This window comes from Flavobacterium sp. (genome assembly GCF_031411595.1).
In the GTDB taxonomy this organism is placed as follows: domain Bacteria; phylum Bacteroidota; class Bacteroidia; order Flavobacteriales; family Flavobacteriaceae; genus Flavobacterium.
This window is the reverse complement of the sequence record NZ_JANOBI010000047.1, coordinates 92,176-117,448: the sequence shown is the minus strand read 5'-3', so window position 1 is coordinate 117,448 and position 25,273 is coordinate 92,176. Positions and strand designations below refer to the sequence as shown.

Genomic DNA, 25,273 nt, shown 5'->3' with positions numbered 1-25,273 from the left:
ATGAAAAATAAGATTCTTATTCTTTGCCTCACGCTGCTGACTTCTGTTGTTTTTGCACAACAAAAGCAAGTTGTGACCAGTATCGATAAAACGAAGAATAAAATTGGAGGTGAATTTCAATTGACTTTAAAAACTTCTGTAGATACAACGGCTAAAGTAGCTTTTCCAAATCCTAAAAACTTTGGCGCTTTAGAAGTGATAGAATCTTATAAAGTCGACACCGTTAAAAATGGCAGTCGTTATGATTTGATTAAAAAATACGGATTGACGCAATTCGACAGCGGAAGATATATGATTCCGCGTGTCACGATTTTAATCAACAACAAACCGTTTTTTTCGGATAGTCTTCGCGTTGAGGTTGCTAATGTCGTCGTTGATACATTGAAACAAAAAATGTATGACATCAAACCCATTGCGGAAGTTACATCAAGCAAAAGCTGGATTTGGGAATTATTGTTGGCGTTATTAGTGCTTGGTGGAATAGGAGCGTTCGTTTATTGGTATCTTAAAATCCGTCAAACCAAAAAAATCGAAGAAGATTTATATAAAACACCAATTGAAAAAGCGACAAGTTTGCTCAATTCACTCGAGAAAAAACAATTGTGGCAAAAAGGTGAAATCAAAGCATATTATAGTGAATTGACCGATATCGCCAGAACTTACATCGAAGAAGCGATAGAAATTCCGGCTATGGAAAGCACTACTTCGGAACTCATCGAAGGTTTGCGCAAAGCTTCATTGAAAAAGAAAATGAAGTTGTCGCAAGAAACGATAGAAAACCTCGAACGCGTTCTAAAACAAGCCGACTTGGTGAAATTCGCCAAATCGAAACCACTTGATTTTGAAATTACAGAAGACAGAAAGAAAATCGAAAGTGCGATTGTGATTCTCGACAAATCGATTCCGATTGTGGTACAAGAACAAGAAGAATCATTGCTCAACGAAATGCAGCGTCAGGAACAACTTCGCATTCAATTGAAGAAAAAAAGAAAATCACGCATTATTACTGCTTCAGCTATTGTGATTGGCGTAGTTGTCGCGCTGTTGACATTCTTCATTACGACCAAAGGATTCACTTATGTCAAAGACGAATTGTTCGGAAACGATTCGAAGGAATTGCTCGAGGGCGAATGGGTCTACAGCGAATATGGCAATCCGGCGGTGATTATTGAAACACCAAAAGTTTTGAAAAGAACAGATCTTACGAAATTGCTCCCAAAAGAAAGCATGGCATTGATTAAGGAAATGCAGTCGTTCCGTTATGGTGGTTTGCTCGATGATTTCCAGTTGATGGTTTCTACATTAAAATACAAACAAGAAGGCGAAATCGATTTGTCAAAAGCCATTGAAGCAACCATACAAATGCTCGAATCGCAAGGTGCGCAGTACATGTTGGTGAAACAAGAAGAATTCGATACGAAGCAAGGTGTGAAGGGTATGAGAGCGTTCGGGACATTTTCAAGAATCAACACCATCAGTAAAAGCAGCACCAAGTATTATTACGAAATTATTTTGTTCAATCAGGAAGGCGGATTGCAACAAATTACGATGCAGCACGAAGAAGGCGATACCTATGCCAATAAAATTTTAGAGCGTATACTGAATTCAGTGGAACTTAAAAAACTAGGAGAATAATGAAAGAAGTGACTTTTTTAAATCCACAGTTTTTCTGGTTGTTTTTGTTGCTTCCGGTTGCCATAGGTTGGTTTTTCTGGAAACGCAAAAAGCAAGCGCCAACATTGAAGATAAGTTCATTGAAAGGATTTCAAACCACCAATTCGTTTTTGGCCAAACTGCAACCGTTATTATTTGTAATGCGATTGTTGGCTTTAAGCGCTTTGATTGTAGCTATGGCAAGACCAAGAACGGTCGACATCAGCAACAAAACCAAAACGACCAAAGGAATTGATATTGTGATTGCTGTCGATGTTTCTGGAAGTATGCTCGCCAAAGATTTGAAACCAAACCGAATGGAAGCATTGAAAAGAGTCGCTTCCGATTTCGTTGAAGAACGTCCTAACGACCGAATTGGTCTAGTAGTTTATGCCGCTGAAGCTTATACAAAAACGCCGGTAACAAGTGATAAAGCCGTAATTCAGGATGCAATCAACAGCATTAAATACGACAATACGCTGCAAGACGGAACCGGAATAGGAATGGGTTTGACCACAGCCGTGAATCGTTTGAAAGACAGTAAAGCCAAAAGTAAAGTCATTATTCTGTTGACCGATGGTGTCAATAATGCAGGATTTATAGAACCTGAAACGGCATCGGATATTGCCGAACAATACGGGATTAAAGTATACACAATTGGCATCGGAACTAACGGAATGGCGGAATTCCCATATGCGATTGCACCCAACGGACAATTTTTGTTTCGCATGATGCAGGTTGAAATCGATGAGAAATTGATGCAGAACATTGCCAGAAAAACCGGCGGAAAATATTTTAGAGCGACAAGCAATTCGAAATTGGCTCAGATTTATCATGAGATTAATAAATTAGAAACCACCGAAATCCAAGAATTAAGATTCTATGATTACGATGAAAAATACCGCCCATTCGTTTGGATTGCCGGCATTTTGCTTTTGCTTGAAATAGGTTTACGCAACACGATTTTTAGAAGTTTTATATAATGTACGAATTAGAAGAAAAAGGTTATTTGTATCTGTTGGCCATCATTCCAGTATTGGTGTTGCTTTTCTTGTACGTGCAGTTCTGGAAAAGAAAAAAACAACGCGAATTTGGCGATATCGATTTGGTGAAAAAGCTAAGCCCGGAGCGTTCGGTTTTTAAACCAACATTGAAATTTGCCTTATTGCTAATCGCTTTGGTTGGATTAGTTTTCGGTTTAATCAATCCAAAAATCGGAACCAAAATGGAAACCGTCAAACGTGAAGGCATCGATATCGTTTTTGCGATGGATGTTTCTAAAAGTATGCTAGCCGAAGATGTCGCGCCCAATCGATTGGAGAAAAGCAAGCAACTTGTTTCGCAAATCATCAATCAATTGGGTAATGATAGAATCGGAATTGTGGCCTATGCAGGAAGTGCTTTTCCCGTATTGCCAATAACGACCGATTACGCGGTTTCGAAAATGTTTTTGCAAAGTATGAATACTTCGATGGTTTCCTCACAAGGAACTTCGCTTGATGAAGCCATTAAATTGTCATCAACTTATTTTGATAAAGGCAACAAAACGAGTAAGCTACTGATTATGATTTCCGATGGTGAAGATCATTCAGAAGGCGCATCGGAAGCTGCTGCAGAAGCCAATAAAAACGGCATGAAAATCATCACGATTGGTGTTGGGACTTTAAAAGGCGGACCGATTCCGATTAAGGAAAATGGCGTCGTGCAAAGTTTCAAACGCGACAACAATAATGAAGTGGTAATTACGAAATTGAATCCCGAAAGTTTGAAGGAAATCGCCAAAGAAACCAAAGGTGGTTACGTCAATGGAAGCAATACCAAAGAAGTTTTGGCCTATATCAAAAAAGCGCTAGATAACATTCAGAAAACAGAATTTGAAGCTACTGAAATGGCCGATTTTCAATCGCAGTTTCAATGGTTTTTAGGGATTGCTTTCTTGTTGTTGTTTGCAGATATTTTCTTGCTCGACCGCAGAACCAATTGGATTAAGAAGTTGAATTTATTTAACGAAAAAGAATAATGAAACAACTCCTTTTATATAGTTTATTTTTTCTTTCTTTGGCAACATTCGCTCAGGAAACAGAGAAGCATTTGCCTAAAGCGAACGACGAATTTGAAGCTAAAAAGTATGATGATGCCGAAGCAGATTATAGGATTTCATTATCAAAAACGCGTAAAAATGCGATTGCGTCTTACAATTTAGGAAATTCAATTTACAGACAAAACCAAGCTGGTGAAGCCAAGTATTCGTATTTGAAAGCCATTGAAAATGCGAGTGAAAAATCACAAAAACACCAAGCTTTTCATAATTTGGGTAATGTTTTTATGAAAGAAAAAAATTATACCAAAGCCGTCGAAGCCTACAAAAATGCTTTAAGAAATAACCCGAATGACGACGAATCGCGATATAATTTTGCCTTAGCCAAAAAAATGCTCAAAGAAAATCCACCGAAAGACGATAAGAAAGACAAGAAAAAGGACAAGAAGGACGACAAAAAAGACAAGGACAAAGATAAAAAAGACGATAAGAAAGATCAGAATAAGGAGAAAGAGAAAGACAAGGAAAACAACAAAGAAGGCGATAAAGACAAGAAAGACGATAAAGGTAACAACGATAAGCAAAACCAACCCAAACCTAAACCAGGTGGAATTTCAAAAGAACGTTTGCAAAACTTACTCGATGCCGTAAATAATGAGGAGAAAAAAGTGCAGGATAAAGTCAATGCAAAGAAAATAAAACGCAAACCAGTGCAGACGGAGAAAGATTGGTAATTAGATTATTCGATCGTTAGATTTTTAGAACAAATGAAGAAATTTTTAATACTGTTTTTGATTAGTTTTCACGGACTTTGGGCTCAAGTGCAATTTGAAGCCAAAGTCAGCAAAAACACGCTTGGACTCAACGAAAGACTGCGCATCGACTTTACGATGAATGCCGATGGCGATAACTTTTCACCACCATCATTTGAAGGTTTCAGAATCGTGGCCGGACCGAGTCAACAAGTGAGTCAATCTTGGGTTAATGGTAGAAGTTCGTTCAACAAATCGTATTCGTATTTTTTATTACCAACACAAAAAGGAGCCTTGACCATCAAGCAAGCAGCCGTTGAAATTAATGGACAAGTTTACAAAACCAATCCCATAAAAATCAATGTTACTGCAGCCGTTCAACAACCGCGTGATCCGAATGATGAACCACAAGTTTCTGCCGATGATGCGATTCATTTGGTAGCAGAAATTTCTAAAGGCAATCCTTATGTAAATGAGCCGATTACGGTCGTTTATAAATTGTATTTCAGTTATAATATTGGCATCACGAATTGGCGTGAACTCAACAAACCTAAGTACAATGACTTCTGGAGTCAAAACATCGACATTAAGCAATTGGTTGCTGAAGAAGGAAAATACAACGGTGAAAAATACCGTTGCGTAGTGCTCAGAAAAACCGTTTTATACCCGCAGAAATCAGGAAAACTAGAAATCGAACCTTTGTCATTAGACATCGATGTGCAAGTGCCAACCAACCGCCGAGATTTTTTCGGACGCGTGCAAGTAGTTGATGACAACAAACGTGTTTCTGCAGGAAGCAAAACCATCACAGTAAAACCATTGCCGGAAGCCGGAAAACCAATTGATTTTTCGGGTGCTGTAGGGAAATTTAATTTCTCGGTAACGCCTTCCAAAACGAATTTAAAAAATGGCGAATCTCTCGATTTGAAAGTCTTGGCTTCGGGAACAGGAAATTTAAAACTGTTCACGCTTCCAAAACCAGTCGTGCCAAATTCATTAGAAATGTATGATCCTGTGCATAACGAACAAGTGCAAACACCGCTTTCGGGAATGAACGGACACACATCGGATTCGTATACAATCATCCCGCAGTTCAAAGGTAAATACCCAATCAAACCGATGTCGTTTACGTACTTCGATTTGAGTACAGCGAAATATAAAACCATTACGTCGCCGGAAATCATGATTACCGTGATGGATGGGCCGACAGCAAGTAATGATGTTGTTGCTGAAAATAACACAGGCACAACAAAAATGAAAGTCATGGCGGGCGAGCAATTCCGCTACATCAAACTAAAAACGAGTTTGGAGAAAATGCATCAAAAGGATTTCCTTGGATCGACGTTGTTTTATGTTTTACTGTTTTTACCATTGGGAATTATTCCAATCATCGTTTTATTGAAGAAGAAAAAAGAAGCCATTGACGGCGATGTCGTTGGCAATAAAATCAAATTATCGAACAAATTGGCGAAGAAATATTTGTCGGAAGCCAAAAATCAAATCAACAATAAAGAACCGTTTTACATTGCACTAGAAAAAGCCATGCACAATTTCTTGAAAGCCAAACTCAACATCGAAACTTCGGAAATGAGTAAGGACAAAATACAGGAAATTTTGTTGTCGAGAAAAGCGCAATCGGAAACCGTACAAGCGTTTATCAATTTGACAGAAAACTGCGAATTGGCAAGATATGCACCGGCATCAAGCGTAGCCATTCAACAGGATTTCGATAAAGCGGTGGCGATTATTTCGGATTTAGAAAAACAGATTTCATAATGGAAAGCAAGGTGAAATCGAAGATTCACGAATACAAAAAAACTTATTTAAGCATGAGTAAAAAATTAGTTTTTATATTTCTTCTAATCAGTGAAGTTTTCTTTGCCCAAAACGGCTTTGAAAAAGGAAATGCTTTATACCAAAAAGGGCAATACGAAGCTGCGATTGCTGCTTATGAAAATGTGTTGAGCGGCAAGCAGCAATCTGCGGAAGTTTATTTTAATTTAGGGAATTGCTATTATAAACTCAATAAAGTGGCACCGGCGATTTACAATTATGAAAAAGCTTTGGTGCTCAATCCGAACGATACCGAAATTAAAAACAACTTGAAGTTCGCCCAAAAAATGACGATTGACGAAATCAAAGAAGTGCCCAAAGTGGGTTTTGCCAAACTGCTTCGCGATTTTACCGCAACGTTCCATTATGACTGTTGGGCTTGGATTGCCGTTTCATTGTCGACGTTGTTTTTGTTGTTTTTTATGGGATATTATTTTTCGCAAATCACGTTATCGAAACGCATCTTTTTCATCGGAATGTTTGTACTGGTTTTCTTGATTTTGATCAGTGTATTGTCCGCGATTTTCGAGAAAGACCATTATCAAAACGAAAGACCGGCGATTATTTTTGCTGAAGTTGCTGAAGTCAAAGGCGAACCAAAAGCTTCAAGTTCCGATGTGTTTTTATTGCATGAAGGCACGAAAGTTTACGTAAAAGAATCGTTAGACAATTGGAGAAAAGTGGAACTCACGGATGGTTCAGAAGGTTGGATTGAAAGCAGTTCAATCAAAGAAGTGAAGTAATTACGAAGCTTTTTTCTCGTTTTCAAACTCAAATTCATTCGATTTAAAAGTTTCAAACCATCCTGAAATTGAAGGATAAATCGTTTTTGAAATTTCTTGAATCGGCCAATATAAAGTCGATTTTTCTTTGGTTTCTTTTGAAAGTAACCCATGATCCGCATTGAGTTTTTGAAACAAATTGAGCAAAATACTCATCACCAAAACCGACCGAAGCAATCCGACAATGCCACCCAAAACCGAGTTCGCAAAACCCAAAAAAGCAAAATTTGCTATTGAAGTAAAAACTTTTGCCAACATTGAAACGCCAATAACGACTAGAATAAAAGTCACTGCAAAAGCGACTACTTGAATCGTTTGTGGGTTCCAAGTGCCATGATGTTCAAGATAAGATTTCGTTAAATATGAAAATCTAATTGCGATAAAAATCCCCAAAAGAATCGAAACCAATGAAGCCAACTCAACAAAAAAACCATTGCGAAATCCTTTTACCAAGCCGATAATTAGAAAAATTCCGATAAAAAAATCCAAAATATTCATCTGCTCAATTTTAATTTCAAGCCACAAATATAAAAGAATTGCCCGGCATCGAATGTCAAATTTCAACTTCTTATCTTTGCCTGAAGTTTTTATGAATTCAAAATTCATAATTCAAAATTCATAATTCAAAAAATGTCAAGAGACCAACAACTCAAAGAACGCTGGGAACAGCTCGTGAATATACTTTCAAACCAATTCTCACAAGGTGAAGATCTCGACCTCGACGCCATTATCTATTTGATTGGCGTGCAGGAACTCGGGAAAGTTCACAATAAATTCAAAAAAGACGAAAAGCTCAACTTGATGCACATCGCCATTTGCCGATTACTCGAACCCTACGGATTTTACGAATTCGACTATTTCGACGAAGAAGGTTGGCCACATTATATTGTCAAAGAAGAACTCCCGCCACTAAAGGCCGGCGAACAATCTGTATTGATGAAAGAAGCCATCGTCAATTACTTCGTAGAAAGAGAAGTCATCGAATAACAGTCTTTGCGTCTCTGCGCCTTTGCGAGCCATATTTTTTTAATCTCGCCAAGACGAAGCGCCAAGAAATTAATAGATAAGCAAACTGAAAAACCTTGCGAACTTTGCGGTTAAATTCCTAAATTTGCCGTCTTAATTACAGCACGACCATGATAGACAAGATCAAAGCACATATCGCCGAAGCACAAGCATTCACAACGCAAAACACCGATGAACTAGAAGCATTCCGCATCCAGTACCTCGGAAGCAAAGGATTGCTGAAAGACTTTTTCGCCGAATTCAAAAATGTTCCCAACGAACAAAAAAAGGAATTTGGGCAAGTCATCAATTTACTCAAAACCACTGCTGAAGAAAAGGTAAAAACCATTCAAGAAGCACTCGAAAGTAAAGAAGAAAACAAAGGCTTTTATGGCGATTTAACACGTCCGAGCGAACCGATTACGATTGGTTCGCGTCACCCGATATCATTGGTCAAAAACCAAATCATCGATATTTTTTCGAACATCGGTTTCAACGTATCCGAAGGCCCGGAAATTGAAGACGATTGGCACAATTTCACCGCATTGAATCTTCCGGAATACCATCCGGCGCGCGATATGCAAGACACCTTTTTCATCCAAACGAATCCTGATATTTTGTTGCGTACGCATACATCGTCCGTGCAAGTGCGTTACATGGAAAACAACAAACCGCCAATTCGAACAATTTCACCGGGACGCGTTTTCAGAAATGAAGCTGTTTCGTCGCGTTCGCATTGTATTTTCCACCAAGTTGAAGGTTTGTATATCGACAAAGACGTTTCGTTTGCCGACTTAAAGCAGACACTGTTATATTTCACCAAAGAAATGTTCGGCAAATCAAAAATCCGTTTGAGGCCATCGTATTTCCCATTTACTGAGCCAAGCGCTGAGGTCGATATCTATTGGGGACTCAAAACAGAAACCGATTACCGAATCACCAAAGGTACCGGTTGGTTAGAAATTATGGGTTGCGGTATGGTCGATCCCAATGTGCTTAAAAATTGTGGCATCAATCCCGACGAATACAACGGATTTGCGTTCGGAATGGGTATCGAAAGAATCGCAATGTTGCTGTATCAAATTGGTGATATTCGTATGTTTTATGAAAACGATGTGCGTTTCTTAGAGCAATTTAAATCAAGCATCTAAAATAGTTTCGTTTTAATGGCGTTAGTAATCAGGAGCTATTTCCCGCTATCCACTAAATCTTTTGCGCCAAACCCTGGCACAAAAGGATATCGTTACTATCGGGGCTAAGGCATCAGTTTACCAAGACGAATCTTAAAGTCTTACAATCCTACAATCTTACAATCCATGAAAAAAGACATCATCATCCCCACCGTAGAAAACGTCTTCCTAGCCGCCATCCAAGAATGGAGCGACGACTTCATGGAAAAAGTCTGGTATGTCTATTTAGTCAACGACAGCGACTTCCAGCTCGATGGCGTCATGGTCGTTTCCAAAGCCTTCGGAACGATTGATGGCGAGATGAAAAAAACGTCGCTGTTACGTCATGCGTTTGTGGAAATTCCAGCAGTTTCCGTTGTTAAAGTTGAAATGGTAGAGCAAAGTGTACTCGCATTAAACAACGAATTCATGGTGACGTTTTTTATCGGTAATACTTTATACGATAAGAAATATATCTTCAAAGCGAACACGATCAACGAAAATGCGGTAGAAGAAGTACCGATTTTGTTTGTGGATGGTGTGATTGTGAGGTAGGGAAATTGGGAATAAGTTAAAAACTAATCCAACTTATCTGTCAGTTTCTTAAACACTTTTTTCGCTTCCTTACCTTCATATAAAATACTATATACGGCATCAATAATCGGCGTTTTCGCACCATAAGTTTGGTTGAGTTCCCAAGCACTTTTTGTGGCATAATAGCCTTCGGCAACCATACTCATTTCCATCATGGCGCTTTTTACGGTGTAGCCTTTTCCAATCATATTGCCGAACATTCGGTTTCTTGAAAATACAGAATAACCCGTTACGAGTAAATCGCCCAAATAAGCTGAATTGTTGATGTTGCGTTTCATTTTGTGCACTTTGCGGATAAACTTTTTCATCTCGCGAATACCATTACTCATGAGCACCGATTGGAAGTTGTCGCCATAGCCAAGGCCATGGGCCATTCCGGCCGCAATGGCATAAATGTTTTTGAGCATTGCAGCGTATTCCGTTCCGATAATGTCATCGCTGATTTTGGCTTTGATGTAATTTCCCGACAAACATTTGGCTACGATTTTGGCTTTATTCGCGTCGCCGCACGCAATGGTTAAGTACGATAAACGTTCGAGTGCGACTTCTTCTGCGTGACATGGGCCGGTGATGACGCCAATGTTTTCGAAAGGAATGTCGTAGACTTTATTGAAATGTTCGCCGACAATCAAACTGGTTTCGGGAACAATTCCTTTGATGGCTGAAAAAATCACTTTGTCTTGTAGACTTTCAGTCAGTTTCAACAATTCGCTGCTGAGGAAAGCCGATGGAATCGCAAAGATGATATAATCCGCATAAGCCACCGCTTCGTTGATGTTGCTGGTGAGTTTGAGTTTTTCGATGTGAAATTCTACCGAACTCAGATAATTCGGATTGTGGTGGTGCTTTTTGATGTGGTCGATGGCTTCTTCGTTGCGCATATACCAAGCGATTTCGGGAAGATTAACGCACAACATTTTGGCAATGGCTGTGGCCCAGCTTCCGCCACCGATTACGGCAAATTTTGGATATTCTGTCATTGGTGTCTAGGGTTTAGCCCCGATAGCAGCGGTATCCTTTTGTGCCGGCGTTCGGCGCAAAAGATTTAGCGTATAGCGGGAAATAGCTCCTGAAAAAAAATCAAGCAAACTATAGGTTTCAAAAGTAACCAAAAAAATATAAAATCATGCGGTATGACTAGCAAGAGCCCGAATTTGATTAAAGCATATGAAAATTTAATAAACAAAACCGTTGTATTATTTTGATATTCAATACAATACTGTTAATTTTGTTTCGTTATCTGTATTAGAGTACAATGTAGTTTTGTAGTACTCGATTTACGGGTTAGTTACGTTTTGTTTTAATGTTGAGAAAGGCGTTCAAAAGTTCAACTTTGAACGCCTTTTGAATTTTATAAAGTCAACGAAATTACTTCTTGTAAAAATTATTATGATCAATGTACTCCCAAACTTTTGAAGGCAAAAGTGGTTGTACATTTTTTTTGGCTTTAATGTTATCGCGAATAAAAGTGGCTGAGATTTCAACAACCGGTGCATCAATAAGATGAATTTTCGGGTGGTTTTTGAATTGGTTGTTGTCTGCTTCCGATGAAATCCTTGGATAAACAAAAACATCATGATGCTTCAAAATCACATCATAGTTTTTCCATTTGTGGAAAGTTTTCAGATTGTCTTCGCCCATGATTAGTGAAAATTCGTGCGTCGGGAATTTATCCTGCAAATGCGCCAACGTATTGACGGTATAATTGGGTTGCGCGAGCTTGAATTCAAAATCAGAAGGTTTGATTTTCGGATAATCTTCAAAGGCTAAAAATACCAAATGCAATCGTTGGTAATCGTCTAGTAAAGTCTCTTTCTTTTTTAATGGATTGTGCGGCGTGACTACCATCCAAACCTGATCGACACCTGAGTATTCTGCCATGTGATTGGCAATGATGAGGTGCCCGATGTGAATGGGATTAAACGTTCCGAAATACAATCCGATTTTCATGAACTACTCTTTTAAAAATGCTTTGACCAATTGATACGCTTCTTCTTTAGCAATATCGAGGTCATAATTTTTAATAATCTTATCAAATTGTGGCGCAGTGGCCAACTCTACAGATGCTTTTGCGATGCGCATATTGATTTTATCTTCGCTTTCGGTGGAGCGTTTTTTAAGGCGAATTTTGAGTTCATCAATGCTTGGCGGTTTTACAAAAACAGCTAAAGTTTCTTCTTGAAATTTTGATTTGATACGCAACCCACCGGCAACATCGATATCGAAAATGACGTTTTTTCCTTGTGCCCAAATGCGTTCGATTTCGCTTTTCAAAGTACCGTAGAAATTGTCGCGATAGACTTCTTCCCATTCCAGAAAATCATGTGCTTTGATGTGTTTTTTAAAATCTTCTAAAGAAATAAAATAATAATCTTTGCCATGCACTTCTTCGCCTCGAGGTTCACGCGATGTTGCTGAAATAGAAAACTCTAAATTCAAATCCGGTTGCGCGAGCAAATGTCGAACAATGGTTGTTTTTCCGGAACCTGAAGGTGCTGAGAACACTAATAATTTGCCTTTATTCATACTTGTAGCTTAAAGCCTTACAAAACATTTAGTACTTGTTCTTTAATTTTTTCGAGTTCATCCTTCATCATCACCACCAACTTCTGCATTTGTGCATGGTTCGCTTTCGAGCCCATGGTATTGATTTCTCGTCCCATTTCTTGGGTGATGAAACCCAATTTTCGACCGTTGGCTTCTTTGCCTTTGATGGTTTCAATGAAGTAATCGAGATGCGTGGTAAGACGTACTTTTTCTTCTGTAATGTCGAGTTTTTCGAGGTAGTATATGAGTTCTTGCTCGAAACGGTTTTCATCCACATTGACTTGAAGTTCCGAAATAGCCGTTTGCAAACGGTCTTTTATGGCTTGCACTCTTTCGGAATCTAACGCCAATGCATCATTCATATATTGACGAATATTGCCAATTCTCAATTGAAATTCCTGTTCTAAAGATTTCCCTTCGTCTTGACGGAAATTTAAAATATTTTGCAACGCTTCTTTGATGACTTTTTGAATTTCTGTCCAATCGTTTTCATCAATTTCGTCACGTTCGGTTTTGAGTGCATCGGGCATTCTGACTGCCATTTTCATCAATTCCGTTTCATCAGCATCGGCAATTACTTCGCGCATTTGATTGATGTAAGCTTTCACAATCGGGACATTAATTTTGGTCGAAGTTTGTTCGCCATTGAGTTCAATATAAATCGAAAAATCGATTTTCCCGCGTTCCAGTAGTAAGGCAATTTCGTTGCGTAATCCCAATTCTAGTTCGCGGTAAACCGATGGCATGCGCACATTCAAATCCAAACCTTTGCTGTTTAAAGATTTGACTTCTACCGTAATTTTTTTGGATGGCAATTGTAAAGTGGCTTTGCCGAAACCCGTCATGGATTGTATCATATTTTTGTAATAAAGAATTCAAAGATAATTAAAAGTTTGCAGTGTTCAGTAAGAAGTGTTCAGCACTAAAATCACCTATAACATTTTGATTTTATGTTGAACCTCAAACGACTGATCACTAAACCACTGACTACGGAACACTTTTCTTCTGTGTCACAAGATAGACGCCAGTGAAGATTAAAACCGCCGCAATAATCTTGACGATATTGAGCTCGTCTTTTCCTAAACTGATCGCTATAATGGCAGCAAACAAGGGTTGCATATAAATGAATACGGCAACTGTTGTTGGTTTTAATTCACGCATCGATAACAGATTCAATAAATACGTACAGAACGTAGAAAAGAAAATCACGAAGCCAATTTCCCAATAAATAGTTGTTGGAATTTGATGCCAATCGATCGCCTGAAATTCTTTCCAACCAAAAGGCAACACCATCAAAAATCCGAAAGTATAAATCCATTTGACGAAAGTAAAAGCATTGTATTTGTCCATCAGTTTCTTAACGACAATCAAGTAAAATCCATAAGAAACCGCATTGATAAAAACCAGCAAATTGCCCAAACCAGCATTCGGCGCATTGCCAATCGATTTCCCGAAAAGAATCAGAAAAACCGTTCCGACCAAACCGAGTATGATACCGAAAACTTTGCGGGTTTTCATTTTTTCCTTCATCAATATCGATGACAAAACCAAAACGATAATGGGCGTTGTTACCATAATCACCGAAGCGGAAATGGGCGAAGTCAAACTCAAACCTTTAAAAAAAGTCAACATATTAATGGCCACGCCAAACAAAGCCGCTGCAATGATTCTTGGAAAATCGTTCAATGCAATTTTCTCTTTCGGTCCGAGAAAAGCAATAGCCCAAAACAGCATCACCGAGCCACCAACACGCAATAATATAAACCCAAAAGGCTTGACGAATATTGGCATCACATCTTTGGCAATGGTAAAAGTCAAACCATAAATAACAGAAACCAAAGTGGCTGCGATTAAGGCTAAGTTTCTTTTCGACATTAGCTCAAGGCTTTGATGACTTCGATAATGACTTTCTGATTGTTGCCGATATAAATTTTACCATCAATGATAAAAACGGGTCGACTCAAAAACGTATAATGTTCTAAAATGTAGTTTCTGAAATCAGTTTCCGTTAGCGTTTTGTTTTTCAAATCGAGCGATTTATACAATTGCGCTTTCCGGCTAAACAATGCTTCGTAACTTCCTGCAAGTTCGCGCATCACGTCTAATTCAGCAGCCGTAATCGGGTTTTGCTTGATGTCATGAAAAACTAAAGTATCATTTTTCGGCAGCGATTTGATAATCTTCCGACAAGTATCGCAAGAGGCGAGATAATAGATGGTGTTCATAAAAATCTTTTTACAAAGAAAATCCATTTGATGTTGAAAATGTCTATTTTTAATAAAAAAATACACCATGCATCAAGTTTTCGAAATCACGCGCACAAGCCGAAAAGTATTGTCAGAATTTCTAAAAAATTACACGCTCGAACAGCTCAATACGATTCCAACCGGATTCAACAACAACCTCATTTGGAACATTGGTCACATTGTGGTTGTGCAACAATTATTAGTTTATAATTTGTCGGGTTTGCCGATGATGGTATCCGACGAAATGATTGCCAAATACCGACGAGGCACCAAACCCGAAAGCGATGTTTCGCAAGACGAGGTCGATAAGATTCAATCATTGTTGTTCGAAACCATCAACCAAACCAAAACCGATTTCAATGCTGGAATTTTCAAAAATTATGAAGAATTTACGTCGATGTCGGGATTTACAATGCGCAATGCTGAAGATGCCATGGCGTTCAATTATTATCACGAAGCTATGCATATTGGGATGATGATGAGCATTCGGAAATTTATTTAGTTTTTTATTAGGAGCTAATCCCGCTATCCACTCTATCTTTTGTGCCACCCGAGCGAAGCGAACTGACAAAGTAAACGCCGTCACAAAAGGATGCCGTTGCTATCGGGGCTATAACACAACTTTGTGACTTCGAGCCTTCGTGGCAAAAAACAAACTTCTTATCTTTGGCGAAAATTATTCAATAAAAATGAAATTCAACACCAAAACCATTCACGGTGGACAACACCACGACCCAAGCACTGGAGCTGTTATGCCGCCGGTATATCAAACATCTACTTTTGTGCAAACTAGCCCTGGGCAACCCGTCAATCCAGATTACGAATACAGCCGCGCAGCCAATCCGACAAGAACGGCTTTAGAGCACGCTTTGGCAAGCATCGAAAACGGAACGCGAGGTTTGGCATTTTCATCAGGTTTGGCAGCAACCGATTGTTTGTTGCGATCATTCAAAGCCGGCGATGAAGTCATCGCCATGGACGATTTGTATGGCGGAACCTACAGAATGTTTACGCGTATTTATAAAGATTCGGGAATCAAATTCCACTTTGTGGATATGAATGATATTACAAAATTTCAATCCTTAATCAATGAAAACACCAAATTGGTTTGGGTAGAAACACCCACCAACCCGTTGATGAAATTGGCAGACATTGCCGAAATCGCTAAAATCACCAAAGCCAAAAAAATCCTTTTCGCAGTTGACAATACTTTCGCAACGCCATATTTACAACGCCCATTAGATTTAGGAGCCGATATCGTAATGCATTCCGCAACCAAATATCTTGGCGGACATTCGGATGTAATTGCCGGAGCATTAATCGTAAAAGACGAAGCACTCGGAGAACAACTGCATTTTCAACAATTCGCAACAGGTGCAACTTTAGGTCCGATGGATAGTTTCTTGGTGTTGAGAGGCATCAAAACCTTGCATTTAAGAGTACAAAGACATTGTGAAAACGGCGAAAAAGTGGTGGCGTTTTTGAACAGTCATCCAAAAATCAAAACAGTATATTACCCTGGATTGCCGAGTCATCCACACCATGAGATTGCCAAAAAACAAATGAGTGGTTTTGGTGGCATGGTTTCGTTTACCTTCGTATCAGGCGCCAAACAAGATGCAATAGCATTCCTCGAAAAACTAAAAGTGTTTACGTTGGCGGAATCTTTAGGCGGCGTAGAATCACTCGCAAATCATCCGGCATTAATGACACACGCATCGATTCCTGAGGACAAGCGAAAAGAAATCGGAATCACTGATGATTTGGTTCGATTGAGTGTTGGGATTGAAGACAGCGAAGATTTAATCGAAGATTTGAAACAAGCATTACAATAAACTATAAATAAAAAAACCAGTACAAATAAAGTACTGGTTTTTTTTATAAATTTTATTTTCTGTTATTGAATGTAATAAATATACCCAACATTGAACCAAACCAACCAATCATTGGCTTTGTTTTCAGGATAAAGATCCGGATTCGGATTTAAACCATCTACCCAATTCGAGAAATAGTATTGCAGACGAAAGTCTACCATTAAATCGGAAGAAGGTGCTAATTTATAACGCGTACCCACACTTCCAACAATTGACCAAACTGTCCCGCTTCCGTTTTGAGTAGCGTTGTAATATTTTACAGGAGTTGTAGCAGGGGTATTCAATTTTCCTAAGGTAGAATAAGCACTCGGATCGTAAAAACTAAATTGACCACCAAGACTTACAAAAGGAGCAAAAGCACCAATGGTTGCTGTAAAATCACGGATGCTTAAAGGGAAATATTCCAATTGCATACCGATGTTGGTTACTGCGGTACTACCTCTCATGGCTCTCAGTTGGCGGTTGAATAATTTTTTCTTGTCGCCATCTACGTATTCACCAAAATGTCTAAGGTTTGTTTTATTGAATGACAATTCACTTCTTAATTTGAAGTGGTCGTTAAAATAAGTTTCAGGAGCATAGCAGTTACAGTCAGCTTTGTATGCAAAATTCAGATAATGTATAAGCCCAATTCCATAGCCGGTATTTCCTGCATTGGTATTGTAATCATGTCTCTCACCATAATCGGATTGAAAAGCAACCGGGCCAGCAATTATTCCTACTTCATGAGAAAAGCCAAATTGAGCGATTGTCTTAGTGGAGTAACCAAATAAAAACAAGAAGATTAGGATAAAATACTTGGGCATTTGCATATAGGATTAAATCAATTCTCGACAAATATATAAAAACATCATTCACTTATAAAATAAAATAAAAAAAATACTTTTGATTAAACGTTAAATCTCGGGATTTGTTGTAAAACAAGATGTTTCATACAAGTTTTCAGGAGATTACCGGAAAATCAAATAAATTGATTTATAATATAAAAAAAGTTTACGCATATTTTCATAAAAATGTATATTTGCCGACAATTAACGAAAACGTTTTCTTAAACGCTAATAATCTATTAATCATGTCACAAAGCATCAACAATTTTATTGACGCAGTTTCAAAAAGAAATCCGAATGAACCTGAATTTATGCAGGCAGTAAAGGAAGTTGCAGAAACTGTAATTCCTTTTATTGAAGAAAATAAGAAATACCAAAACAAAATGCTGCTCGAAAGAATGGTCGAAGCAGAACGCGTGATCATGTTCCGAGTTACTTGGATTGATGACAAAGGAACCACTCAAGTGAATAGAGGTTACAGAATTCAAATGAACTCTGCCATCGGACCTTATAAAGGCGGAATTCGTTTCCATCCATCAGTGAATTTAAGCATTTTGAAATTTTTAGCTTTCGAGCAAACGTTTAAAAACAGCTTAACTACATTGCCAATGGGCGGTGGTAAAGGTGGTGCTGACTTTGATCCAAAAGGAAAATCAGATATCGAAATCATGCGTTTTTGCCAAGCATTCATGACCGAATTGTCGAAACATATTGGAGCTGATACAGACGTTCCTGCTGGAGATATTGGTGTTGGTGGAAGAGAAGTAGGTTATATGTTTGGTCAATATAAAAGATTAAGAAACGAATTTACAGGTGTTTTAACCGGTAAAGGAATTTCTTTCGGAGGTTCATTAATCCGTCCGGAAGCTACAGGTTATGGTGATGTATATTTTGCACAAAGTATGCTTCAGACTAAAGGCGATAGCTTTTCAGGAAAAACGGTAGTAATCTCAGGTTCAGGAAACGTAGCACAATATGCTGCTGAAAAAGCAACACAATTGGGCGGAAAAGTAGTGACGATGTCAGATTCTGCAGGTTATATTTATGATGCTGATGGTATTGATGCTGCAAAACTAGCGTACGTAATGGAAATCAAAAACGTAAACTACGGCAGAATCAGCGATTATTTAACTAAATATCCAAACGCTAAATATGTAGCAGGAAAACGTCCTTGGGAAGTGAAATGCGATATCGCTTTGCCTTGCGCTACTCAAAATGAGCTCAACGATGCAGAAGCAAAAACATTAGTAGCCAACGGATGTATCTGTGTTGCAGAAGGCGCCAACATGCCATCAACACCAGAAGCGGTTGAGGTTTTCCAAAAAGCAAAAATCTTATTCGCACCAGGAAAAGCATCCAATGCAGGTGGTGTTGCTACTTCAGGTTTAGAAATGTCTCAAAACTCTTTGAGATTAAGCTGGACTACAGAAGAAGTTGACGAAAGATTAAAAAGAATTATGTTAGACATCCACGCATCTTGCGTAAAATACGGTTCTGATGCGTCAGGATACGTTGATTATGTGAAAGGCGCCAACATTGCAGGTTTCGTAAAAGTAGCCGATGCGATGTTAGGTCAAGGTGTCGTTTAACATCAATCTATAAGTATTTAAAAAGCCTTTCTACTAGCAATAGTGAAAGGCTTTTTTTTGTATTCAATATTAAAAGTTGATTTTTTTCGTTTTACACTATATTTGTGTTTCAATCTAGATGTATTTTAATGAGAGTATTTTTCCTTACCGTATTTTCAATTTTCGCAATGCTTTGTTGCCAGTCTCAAAACAACAAGTCTTGGAAAGGCTATTTTTCGTATACTCAAATTAATGATCTTTCTCAGAACGATTCGAAAATTTTCGTAGCTACTGAAAACGCAATCTTTTCCGAAGATGTCTTTTCGGGAGGAATCAAAATACTCAATACCGTTGATGGTTTATCAGGATTGACGATTACGGCAATTTATCATAGTCCATCGTTGAAAAAAACCATTATTGGGTATGAAAATGGGTTGATTATAGTGTATAATGAAGTCGACGGATCGATGTTGAATGTGGTTGATATCATCAACAAAGCAATTCCTCAAAACGTAAAAAGAGTCAATCATTTTATGGACAACAACGGAATGATATATGTTTCCTGCGATTTCGGCATCGTGCAATACAATTTAAATACCTTACAATTCGGCGACACTTATTTCATTGGCCCGAATGGAACTCAAATTAATATTGCACAAACAGCCATATCCAACGGGAAAATTTGCGCGGCTTCGAGAACCAACGGAATTTTAGTTGCCGATCTTAACAATCCCAACCTTAATGATTTCAACCAATGGGAATCGGTAGCCAGTTTCGGTTGGTCCGGAATAGAAAAATTCGGTGATAATTTAATGGCAGTAACGACAACAGGCAGTTTACAAAGATGGAACGGAACTGCTTTTGCTGGGGTAACACAACTTCAGGAACCTGCAAACGATATTAGAACCAGTGGCTCCTATTTGCTGGTTACGACCAAAAACCATGTGTATATTTACAATACCGCTTTGAGTCAAATAGCCGATATTAACAGCAATCAAATTCCCAATTTAACCATTGAATTTACTTGCGCTACCATCATTAATGCCGTTGTTTTCTTCGGAACAAAAGAGCACGGAATTTTCAGTAAAGGATTAAACGATTCCATTATTGAAAACAAAACGCCTGAAGGACCACTTCGAAACAACGTCTTTGCCATCAATACAACTTCTTCAAATCTATGGGCCGTTTTTGGCGGGTATGATATCGATTACAATCCATATACATTTGTCCCCGGAGGCCTTCCTAAATTTGGAATAAGCAAATTCAATAAAAATGGTTGGCTTAACATTCCTTATGAATCACTTTCCGATGCAAAAGCATTATCAAGAATTACGGTGAATCCCAACAATGAAAAACAAGTTTTTGTAAGTTCCTATTATTCCGGATTATTGAAACTCGAAAACGATGCGGTTACGACACTCTTCAACGCTTCGAATACAGGTAACGACGGACTACAAACTATTGCTGGGCAAGTGCCTGACGATATTAGAGTGAATGGTACGGTGTTCGATAATTCAGGAAATTTATGGGTAACCAGCAGTATTATCAGAAAAGGATTGAAAGTGTTGAAAGCTAACGGACAGTGGCAATCTTATGACATGCAAAATGTATATGACAATTTAAACAAACTCCGATTTGGAAGAATGATCATAGATAACCGAGGCACCAAATGGATGGCAACTTGGCGCGATGGTGTAATCGGATTTAACGAAAATTATAACAATCGGTTTAAAGTGATCAGCGACTCACCCGATGGAGGAAATCTCCCGTCGTTTGATGTCAGAGCAATAGCCATCGACAACAGAAATCAAATGTGGATAGGTACTTTGGCCGGACTTCGAGTATTACCAAGTGTTGATAGTTTTTTTTCAGATGAAACACTAAGAACCAATGCGGTTATTATTATCGAAGATAATTTGGCTCAAGAATTACTTTATGAACAATCGATTAGCGATATTTTTGTAGACGGCGCCAACAACAAGTGGATCGGAACCGTAGATGCCGGCGTATTTTATGTTTCTTCCGACGGACAACAAACCATTTATCATTTCACCACAGATAATTCGCCACTGCCAAGCAACACCATCAATGATATTGATATTAATGGAACTACTGGCGAAGTTTTTTTTGCCACCATCAAAGGAATGGTTTCTTTCAAAGGTGTATCAACAACCGCCAATGACAACCTCAATAACGCTTACGTTTATCCCAACCCGGTTCGTCCGGAATTTACAGGAACCGTAAAAGTCAGTGGCTTGATGGACAAAGTGCATGTAAAAATCGCCGATATCGAAGGCAATTTAGTCTACGAAGCCATATCAGAAGGCGGAACGATTGAATGGGACACCACCGCTTTTGGAAAATACAAAGTAGCTTCAGGCGTGTATATGATTTTTATTTCCTCAGAAGACGGCGCGGAAACCAAAGTTAAAAAGGTGATGATTATCCGTTAAAAAAGGGTGCCATTTGTCGCAGCAGTATTTTAACAGACAACTTACAACCGACAACTCTCCATGCAAGTCAAAACCAAAGCCATCGTCATATCATCACTAAAATTTCAAGAAAAAAGCTTGGTTGTGAAATGCTTCACGTTGTCCGACGGTTTGAAATCGTACTTTGTGCGCGATGCATTTTCTGCACGAAAATCAAATCAGAAAATGGCGTATTTCCAACCGTTATCGATTCTCGAAATTGAAGCCATTCACAAAAACAAAGGCACTTTAGAGCAGCTAAAAGAAATCAAAATCGATATGCCTTTTCAGTCGATTCATTCCGATATTATCAAAAGTACAATGGTGATGTTTTTGTCTGAAATGCTGCATCATTCCATTCATGAAGAAGAGAAAAACGAAGCGCTTTTTACGTTTCTCGAAACCGCTTTGCATTGGCTCGATCAGCATGATGATATCGCTAATTTTCATTTAATTTTATTGCTCGAAATCACTAAACATCTAGGATTTTACCCGGATATTTCCGACTTGGATTTTCCTTTTTTTGAAATGAAAGAAGGCGTTTTTACACCATTTCATGCTATCACTTCTCTGAATGAACACGAAACACAATTGTTTAAAAAGCTCATTGATTTAAAATTCGAAAACAATCAAAAAACGTTTCATGTTACCGAACGTCAAATGGTACTCAAAATCCTCATCGATTATTACAGCATGCACCTCGATGGATTTAAAAAACCAAAATCACTTGAAGTGTTGGCAGCCGTTTTTTCATAATCATCATCGAATTCTTGTTGAGAATCATCGAATTCTAATTGACGAATACACGGAGCATTATATTTATATATATTTACTGTAACTCAATATTTAAAAATTATGAAAACGAAACTACTTTTTATCCTTGCTGTTTTTGGCACATTGCAGATGACGGCACAAATCGTTACGATTCCAGATGCCAATTTTAAAGCAAAACTATTGCAAGCCGACACCGGAATTCAAATCGCCAAAAACTTGGTAGGCCAATGGTTTAAAATCGATGCCAACAGCGACGGACAAATTCAAACTGCCGAAGCCCAGCAAGTGAGTGCTTTGTATGTCAATTTTTCGAGCATTGTAAGCATGACCGGAATAGCCAGTTTTACGAACTTGAAAGTGTTGAGTTGTTTTAACAATGATATCACAGGTCTTGATGTTTCCGCTTTATCTCAATTGCAAGAATTGTATTGCTATGACAATAGTTTGACTTCACTAGTCATTGTAGGAACTGCTTTAAAAAGACTAGACTGTTTTAATAATACAACATTGACAGCAATAAACTTTTCGGGATTGAATACCCTAGAATATGTAGATTGTCAACTAACAGGTATTACAAATTTAAACACTTCAAATCTCACTAATTTAGAAACGCTAAATTTTCGAGCAGATTCCTTACTAACATTAAATTTATCAGGATGTTCGAGTTTGGTTACGATTCCTTACGAAATTTATGGATTTAATTTAACCAATGCCAATTTTTCTAATTGTGTTAGTTTGCAATCGGTTCGAATATCTCAATGTCCTGCAACAGTGTTAAATTTTTCGGGGTGTACAGGTTTGTTGAATTTATATATAACGAATGATACAGCTTTGCAAACTTTAAATACAACAGGATGTGCTAATTTGCAATTTCTTTCTGTAACCAACACTAATTTAAGCACGTTGAATGTATCAGGATTAGGCAATCTAGCAGCTTTATATTGCCAATCAAATCAATTAACTTCTTTAAATGTATCTGGACTTACAAATTTAAATGGAATCTATTGCTCAAACAATCAATTAAGCACGTTAGATGTTTCTGGACTAACAAACCTGACGAGTCTTTCGTGTTCAATGAATCAACTATTGTCACTCAATTTGTCAGGCTTGTCTAATTTAAATTCTTTAGATTGTAGTACGAATCAGTTGTTATCTCTAGATGTTTCTGAATGTGTAAACATCGGATCTTTAGATTGCAGCAACAATCAATTACTTTCTATTTTTATGAAAAACGGAAAACTAGAAGGAACCAATCTTTTTGGTTTCAGTAGTTTTAATATCTATAACAATCCGATACTTTTATATATCTGCGTCGATGAAGGAGAAATGGAAGCCGTGCAACAAAAAATTGATGAATACGGTTATACCAATTGCCAAGTAAATTCCTATTGTTCTTTTTCACCGGGCGGTGTTTTTTATGCCATACAAGGAACTACGAAGTTAGACGCCAACGCCAACGGTTGTGATGCGGGCGATTTGGGTTATGCCAATTTAAAGTACAACATTAGCAGCGGAACCAATTCAGGTAGCATCGTAGCAGACGCTTCAGGAAATTATAGTTTGCCTGTAGTCGCCGGTTTACATACCGTAACACCAGCACTTGAAAATCCAAACTATTTCACCATATCACCAACAAGTATTCAAGCCGATTTTCCGACTATGGCAAGTCCGTTTACGCAAGATTTTTGCGTTACCGCTAATGGTATTCATCCCGATGTAGAAGTCATCGCTTTTACCAACGCAACACCAGTGCCGGGATTCAATGTGAAATATAGACTCGTCTACAAAAATAAAGGAAATCAAATCGCCAATGGGCAAATTACGTTAGCCTTTCAAGACGATGTCATGGATTTAGTTTCTGCAAACCCTGCAACGACAAGCCAAGCATTAAATTCATTGATTTGGGATTACAGTAATTTGCAACCATTCGAATCGCGCAACATCGATTTTACAGTGAATCTCAATACACCCACGGAAACACCACCATTAAACGGAGGCGACACAATCACTTTCACTGCTTCCATAACGCCAACAGCCAACGACGAAACGCTAGCAGACAACCAATTTGTATTGCCACAATATGTAATGAATTCCTTCGATCCAAACGACAAAACCTGTCTTGAAGGAAAAAGCATTACACCGGCAATGGTTGGCAAATACATCCACTATAAAATTCGTTTCGAAAACACTGGAAATTACGCTGCACAAAACATCGTCATAAAAGACATTATCGACACGAATATGTTCGACGTAAGTTCCCTACAAATAACCAACGCTTCTCATTCTTGTGTAACCAAAATATCGGATACGAACAAAGTCGAATTCATCTTCGAAAACATCAATCTGCCTTTCGATGACGCCAACAATGACGGTTATGTCGTGTTTAAAATCAAAACCAAACCAACTGTCGTACTCAATGATGTACTAAGAAACCAAGCGAGCATTTATTTCGACTATAATTTCCCAATCATCACCAACGAAGAGCAAACCGTTGTGGGCAATGCTTTGTCGAGTCAACAATTCGATATGACAAATCTTAAAGTATATCCAAATCCGGTTAAAAACATCCTCAATATCCAAAACGATGAAGCGATTCAAAAAGTCGAAATCTTCGACCTAAACGGGCGACTATTACAAAGCACACAGTTGACAGGCAATCAGGTCAATCTAAGCCAACTCACATCGGGCGTTTATTTCGTAAAAATGTACTCAAGTAACAAAACCAGTGTTGTAAAAATCACCAAAGAATAATCAAATTCTAAAATTCAAATCAAGAGGATGTTTTTCGCAAGCATCCTCTTTTTTTATTGGGACGTGTCCCGAAAAGGGCCGGGCTTTTCATTCCCAATCTTTTGCGCCAAACACTGGCACAAAAGGATTTCCACTGCAATCCCTCACGCAAAACACGGTACATTCAATCGAAAACTCATAAAATTTGATGCTTTCAAAAAAAATACCTGACAGCCACTGGCTGTCCTCCTTTTAATTTCACCCGAGCGTTAGCGAACTGGCGCAGCAAATCTCACGCAAATGTGCACAGTTCAATAGCGCGTTATCGATTTTGTTAACCCGAACGAGTCGAAGAGCTAACGATTTCCATCAAGCCAACAAGTTTCCACTGAAAACGAAACCATTAACCA

General features: G+C 38.3%; 23 protein-coding genes. 15 read left to right on the top strand and 8 right to left on the bottom strand.

The window, feature by feature from the left end:
• Genes RMO03_RS11535 through RMO03_RS11510 form a run of 6 tightly spaced genes read left to right on the top strand, consistent with a single transcriptional unit; the run spans position 1 to position 7,019 of the window.
• Positions 1-1,635, top strand: a complete 1,635-nt coding sequence (locus RMO03_RS11535; RefSeq protein WP_309642255.1) for a hypothetical protein — start codon at positions 1-3, stop codon at positions 1,633-1,635.
• Positions 1,635-2,636 carry a VWA domain-containing protein gene (locus RMO03_RS11530; RefSeq protein ID WP_309642254.1) on the top strand — a complete coding sequence of 334 codons (1,002 nt, stop codon included), beginning with the start codon at positions 1,635-1,637 and terminating at the stop codon, positions 2,634-2,636. The genes RMO03_RS11535 and RMO03_RS11530 overlap by 1 nt, the downstream gene beginning before the upstream one ends.
• On the top strand, positions 2,636-3,673 hold the full coding sequence (locus RMO03_RS11525; RefSeq protein WP_309642253.1) for a VWA domain-containing protein: 1,038 nt from the start codon (positions 2,636-2,638) through the stop codon (positions 3,671-3,673). The genes RMO03_RS11530 and RMO03_RS11525 overlap by 1 nt, the downstream gene beginning before the upstream one ends.
• Complete coding sequence (locus tag RMO03_RS11520) at positions 3,673-4,425, top strand: tetratricopeptide repeat protein (protein ID WP_309642252.1); 753 nt, start codon at positions 3,673-3,675, stop codon at positions 4,423-4,425. Before RMO03_RS11525 ends, RMO03_RS11520 begins: the two co-directional genes overlap by 1 nt.
• Before the next feature lie 33 nt (positions 4,426-4,458).
• On the top strand, positions 4,459-6,219 hold the full coding sequence (locus RMO03_RS11515) for a BatD family protein (RefSeq protein WP_309642251.1): 1,761 nt from the start codon (positions 4,459-4,461) through the stop codon (positions 6,217-6,219).
• Between the two features lie 53 nt (positions 6,220-6,272).
• A complete protein-coding gene (locus tag RMO03_RS11510; protein WP_309642250.1) occupies positions 6,273-7,019 on the top strand; it encodes a tetratricopeptide repeat protein in 747 nt (248 codons plus the stop codon).
• Here the strand turns inward: RMO03_RS11510 and RMO03_RS11505 are convergent, their stop codons facing one another.
• Complete coding sequence (locus RMO03_RS11505; protein WP_309642249.1) at positions 7,020-7,556, bottom strand: CvpA family protein; 537 nt, start codon at positions 7,554-7,556, stop codon at positions 7,020-7,022. It lies immediately after the preceding gene.
• Positions 7,557-7,688: 132 nt separating this feature from the next.
• Here RMO03_RS11505 and RMO03_RS11500 point away from each other — a divergent pair, with 132 nt between their 5' ends.
• The 3 genes from RMO03_RS11500 (at position 7,689) to RMO03_RS11490 (ending at position 9,787) form a co-directional block, all read left to right on the top strand.
• A complete protein-coding gene (locus RMO03_RS11500) occupies positions 7,689-8,045 on the top strand; it encodes a hypothetical protein (RefSeq protein WP_309642248.1) in 357 nt (118 codons plus the stop codon).
• Between the two features lie 149 nt (positions 8,046-8,194).
• Positions 8,195-9,214 (top strand): phenylalanine--tRNA ligase subunit alpha, encoded by a 1,020-nt coding sequence (pheS, locus tag RMO03_RS11495; RefSeq protein ID WP_309642247.1) that lies wholly within the window; start codon positions 8,195-8,197, stop codon positions 9,212-9,214.
• 165 nt (positions 9,215-9,379) lie between these two features.
• The gene (locus tag RMO03_RS11490) at positions 9,380-9,787 is read left to right on the top strand and encodes a hypothetical protein (protein WP_309642246.1); all 408 of its coding nucleotides are present in this window, start codon (positions 9,380-9,382) and stop codon (positions 9,785-9,787) included.
• Between the two features lie 23 nt (positions 9,788-9,810).
• On the opposite strand, the gene RMO03_RS11485 is transcribed toward RMO03_RS11490, so the two are convergent.
• The 6 genes from RMO03_RS11485 to RMO03_RS11460 form a co-directional block, all read right to left on the bottom strand.
• The gene (locus RMO03_RS11485) at positions 9,811-10,806 is read right to left on the bottom strand and encodes an NAD(P)H-dependent glycerol-3-phosphate dehydrogenase (RefSeq protein ID WP_309642245.1); all 996 of its coding nucleotides are present in this window, start codon (positions 10,804-10,806) and stop codon (positions 9,811-9,813) included.
• A gap of 388 nt (positions 10,807-11,194) precedes the next feature.
• Entirely contained in the window at positions 11,195-11,776 is a 582-nt protein-coding gene (gene nadD, locus RMO03_RS11480) for a nicotinate (nicotinamide) nucleotide adenylyltransferase (protein ID WP_309642244.1), read from the bottom strand.
• 3 nt (positions 11,777-11,779) lie between these two features.
• On the bottom strand, positions 11,780-12,352 hold the full coding sequence (gene gmk, locus RMO03_RS11475) for a guanylate kinase (RefSeq protein ID WP_309642243.1): 573 nt from the start codon (positions 12,350-12,352) through the stop codon (positions 11,780-11,782).
• Positions 12,353-12,369: 17 nt separating this feature from the next.
• The gene (locus RMO03_RS11470) at positions 12,370-13,230 is read right to left on the bottom strand and encodes a YicC/YloC family endoribonuclease (RefSeq protein WP_309642242.1); all 861 of its coding nucleotides are present in this window, start codon (positions 13,228-13,230) and stop codon (positions 12,370-12,372) included.
• Between the two features lie 130 nt (positions 13,231-13,360).
• Entirely contained in the window at positions 13,361-14,248 is an 888-nt protein-coding gene (locus tag RMO03_RS11465) for a DMT family transporter (RefSeq protein WP_309642241.1), read from the bottom strand.
• Complete coding sequence (locus tag RMO03_RS11460; RefSeq protein WP_309642240.1) at positions 14,248-14,598, bottom strand: ArsC/Spx/MgsR family protein; 351 nt, start codon at positions 14,596-14,598, stop codon at positions 14,248-14,250. Before RMO03_RS11460 ends, RMO03_RS11465 begins: the two co-directional genes overlap by 1 nt.
• Before the next feature lie 67 nt (positions 14,599-14,665).
• On the opposite strand from RMO03_RS11460, the gene RMO03_RS11455 reads away from it, so the two are divergent.
• Together RMO03_RS11455 and RMO03_RS11450 are read left to right on the top strand one after the other, a co-directional pair.
• Complete coding sequence (locus tag RMO03_RS11455) at positions 14,666-15,121, top strand: DinB family protein (RefSeq protein ID WP_309642239.1); 456 nt, start codon at positions 14,666-14,668, stop codon at positions 15,119-15,121.
• A 187-nt stretch (positions 15,122-15,308) separates the two neighbouring features.
• Entirely contained in the window at positions 15,309-16,454 is a 1,146-nt protein-coding gene (locus tag RMO03_RS11450) for a cystathionine gamma-synthase (RefSeq protein ID WP_309642238.1), read from the top strand.
• 62 nt (positions 16,455-16,516) lie between these two features.
• Here the strand turns inward: RMO03_RS11450 and RMO03_RS11445 are convergent, their stop codons facing one another.
• Entirely contained in the window at positions 16,517-17,299 is a 783-nt protein-coding gene (locus RMO03_RS11445) for a THC0290_0291 family protein (protein ID WP_309642237.1), read from the bottom strand.
• A 266-nt stretch (positions 17,300-17,565) separates the two neighbouring features.
• Here RMO03_RS11445 and gdhA point away from each other — a divergent pair, with 266 nt between their 5' ends.
• From gdhA to RMO03_RS11425, 4 genes are all read left to right on the top strand, one after another.
• Positions 17,566-18,909: an NADP-specific glutamate dehydrogenase gene (gene gdhA / locus RMO03_RS11440; RefSeq protein ID WP_309642236.1), complete on the top strand. Its 1,344-nt coding sequence runs from the start codon at positions 17,566-17,568 to the stop codon at positions 18,907-18,909.
• 128 nt (positions 18,910-19,037) lie between these two features.
• Positions 19,038-21,341 carry a T9SS type A sorting domain-containing protein gene (locus tag RMO03_RS11435; protein ID WP_309642235.1) on the top strand — a complete coding sequence of 768 codons (2,304 nt, stop codon included), beginning with the start codon at positions 19,038-19,040 and terminating at the stop codon, positions 21,339-21,341.
• A gap of 60 nt (positions 21,342-21,401) precedes the next feature.
• On the top strand, positions 21,402-22,115 hold the full coding sequence (recO, locus tag RMO03_RS11430) for a DNA repair protein RecO (RefSeq protein WP_309642234.1): 714 nt from the start codon (positions 21,402-21,404) through the stop codon (positions 22,113-22,115).
• Positions 22,116-22,214: 99 nt separating this feature from the next.
• Positions 22,215-24,884 carry a T9SS type A sorting domain-containing protein gene (locus RMO03_RS11425; protein ID WP_309642233.1) on the top strand — a complete coding sequence of 890 codons (2,670 nt, stop codon included), beginning with the start codon at positions 22,215-22,217 and terminating at the stop codon, positions 24,882-24,884.
• Positions 24,885-25,273 lie beyond the last annotated feature (389 nt).

Excerpts from the sequence above, each read along its gene's own strand:
- RMO03_RS11535 (WP_309642255.1), top strand. The coding sequence starts at position 1 with ATGAAAAATAAGATTCTTATTCTTTGCCTCACGCTGCTGACTTCTGTT.
- RMO03_RS11530 (WP_309642254.1), top strand. The coding sequence starts at position 1,635 with ATGAAAGAAGTGACTTTTTTAAATCCACAGTTTTTCTGGTTGTTTTTG.
- RMO03_RS11525 (WP_309642253.1), top strand. The coding sequence starts at position 2,636 with ATGTACGAATTAGAAGAAAAAGGTTATTTGTATCTGTTGGCCATCATT.
- RMO03_RS11520 (WP_309642252.1), top strand. The coding sequence starts at position 3,673 with ATGAAACAACTCCTTTTATATAGTTTATTTTTTCTTTCTTTGGCAACA.
- RMO03_RS11515 (WP_309642251.1), top strand. The coding sequence starts at position 4,459 with ATGAAGAAATTTTTAATACTGTTTTTGATTAGTTTTCACGGACTTTGG.
- RMO03_RS11510 (WP_309642250.1), top strand. The coding sequence starts at position 6,273 with ATGAGTAAAAAATTAGTTTTTATATTTCTTCTAATCAGTGAAGTTTTC.
- RMO03_RS11505 (WP_309642249.1), bottom strand. The coding sequence starts at position 7,556 with ATGAATATTTTGGATTTTTTTATCGGAATTTTTCTAATTATCGGCTTG.
- RMO03_RS11500 (WP_309642248.1), top strand. The coding sequence starts at position 7,689 with ATGTCAAGAGACCAACAACTCAAAGAACGCTGGGAACAGCTCGTGAAT.
- pheS (WP_309642247.1), top strand. The coding sequence starts at position 8,195 with ATGATAGACAAGATCAAAGCACATATCGCCGAAGCACAAGCATTCACA.
- RMO03_RS11490 (WP_309642246.1), top strand. The coding sequence starts at position 9,380 with ATGAAAAAAGACATCATCATCCCCACCGTAGAAAACGTCTTCCTAGCC.
- RMO03_RS11485 (WP_309642245.1), bottom strand. The coding sequence starts at position 10,806 with ATGACAGAATATCCAAAATTTGCCGTAATCGGTGGCGGAAGCTGGGCC.
- nadD (WP_309642244.1), bottom strand. The coding sequence starts at position 11,776 with ATGAAAATCGGATTGTATTTCGGAACGTTTAATCCCATTCACATCGGG.
- gmk (WP_309642243.1), bottom strand. The coding sequence starts at position 12,352 with ATGAATAAAGGCAAATTATTAGTGTTCTCAGCACCTTCAGGTTCCGGA.
- RMO03_RS11470 (WP_309642242.1), bottom strand. The coding sequence starts at position 13,230 with ATGATACAATCCATGACGGGTTTCGGCAAAGCCACTTTACAATTGCCA.
- RMO03_RS11465 (WP_309642241.1), bottom strand. The coding sequence starts at position 14,248 with ATGTCGAAAAGAAACTTAGCCTTAATCGCAGCCACTTTGGTTTCTGTT.
- RMO03_RS11460 (WP_309642240.1), bottom strand. The coding sequence starts at position 14,598 with ATGAACACCATCTATTATCTCGCCTCTTGCGATACTTGTCGGAAGATT.
- RMO03_RS11455 (WP_309642239.1), top strand. The coding sequence starts at position 14,666 with ATGCATCAAGTTTTCGAAATCACGCGCACAAGCCGAAAAGTATTGTCA.
- RMO03_RS11450 (WP_309642238.1), top strand. The coding sequence starts at position 15,309 with ATGAAATTCAACACCAAAACCATTCACGGTGGACAACACCACGACCCA.
- RMO03_RS11445 (WP_309642237.1), bottom strand. The coding sequence starts at position 17,299 with ATGCCCAAGTATTTTATCCTAATCTTCTTGTTTTTATTTGGTTACTCC.
- gdhA (WP_309642236.1), top strand. The coding sequence starts at position 17,566 with ATGTCACAAAGCATCAACAATTTTATTGACGCAGTTTCAAAAAGAAAT.
- RMO03_RS11435 (WP_309642235.1), top strand. The coding sequence starts at position 19,038 with ATGAGAGTATTTTTCCTTACCGTATTTTCAATTTTCGCAATGCTTTGT.
- recO (WP_309642234.1), top strand. The coding sequence starts at position 21,402 with ATGCAAGTCAAAACCAAAGCCATCGTCATATCATCACTAAAATTTCAA.
- RMO03_RS11425 (WP_309642233.1), top strand. The coding sequence starts at position 22,215 with ATGAAAACGAAACTACTTTTTATCCTTGCTGTTTTTGGCACATTGCAG.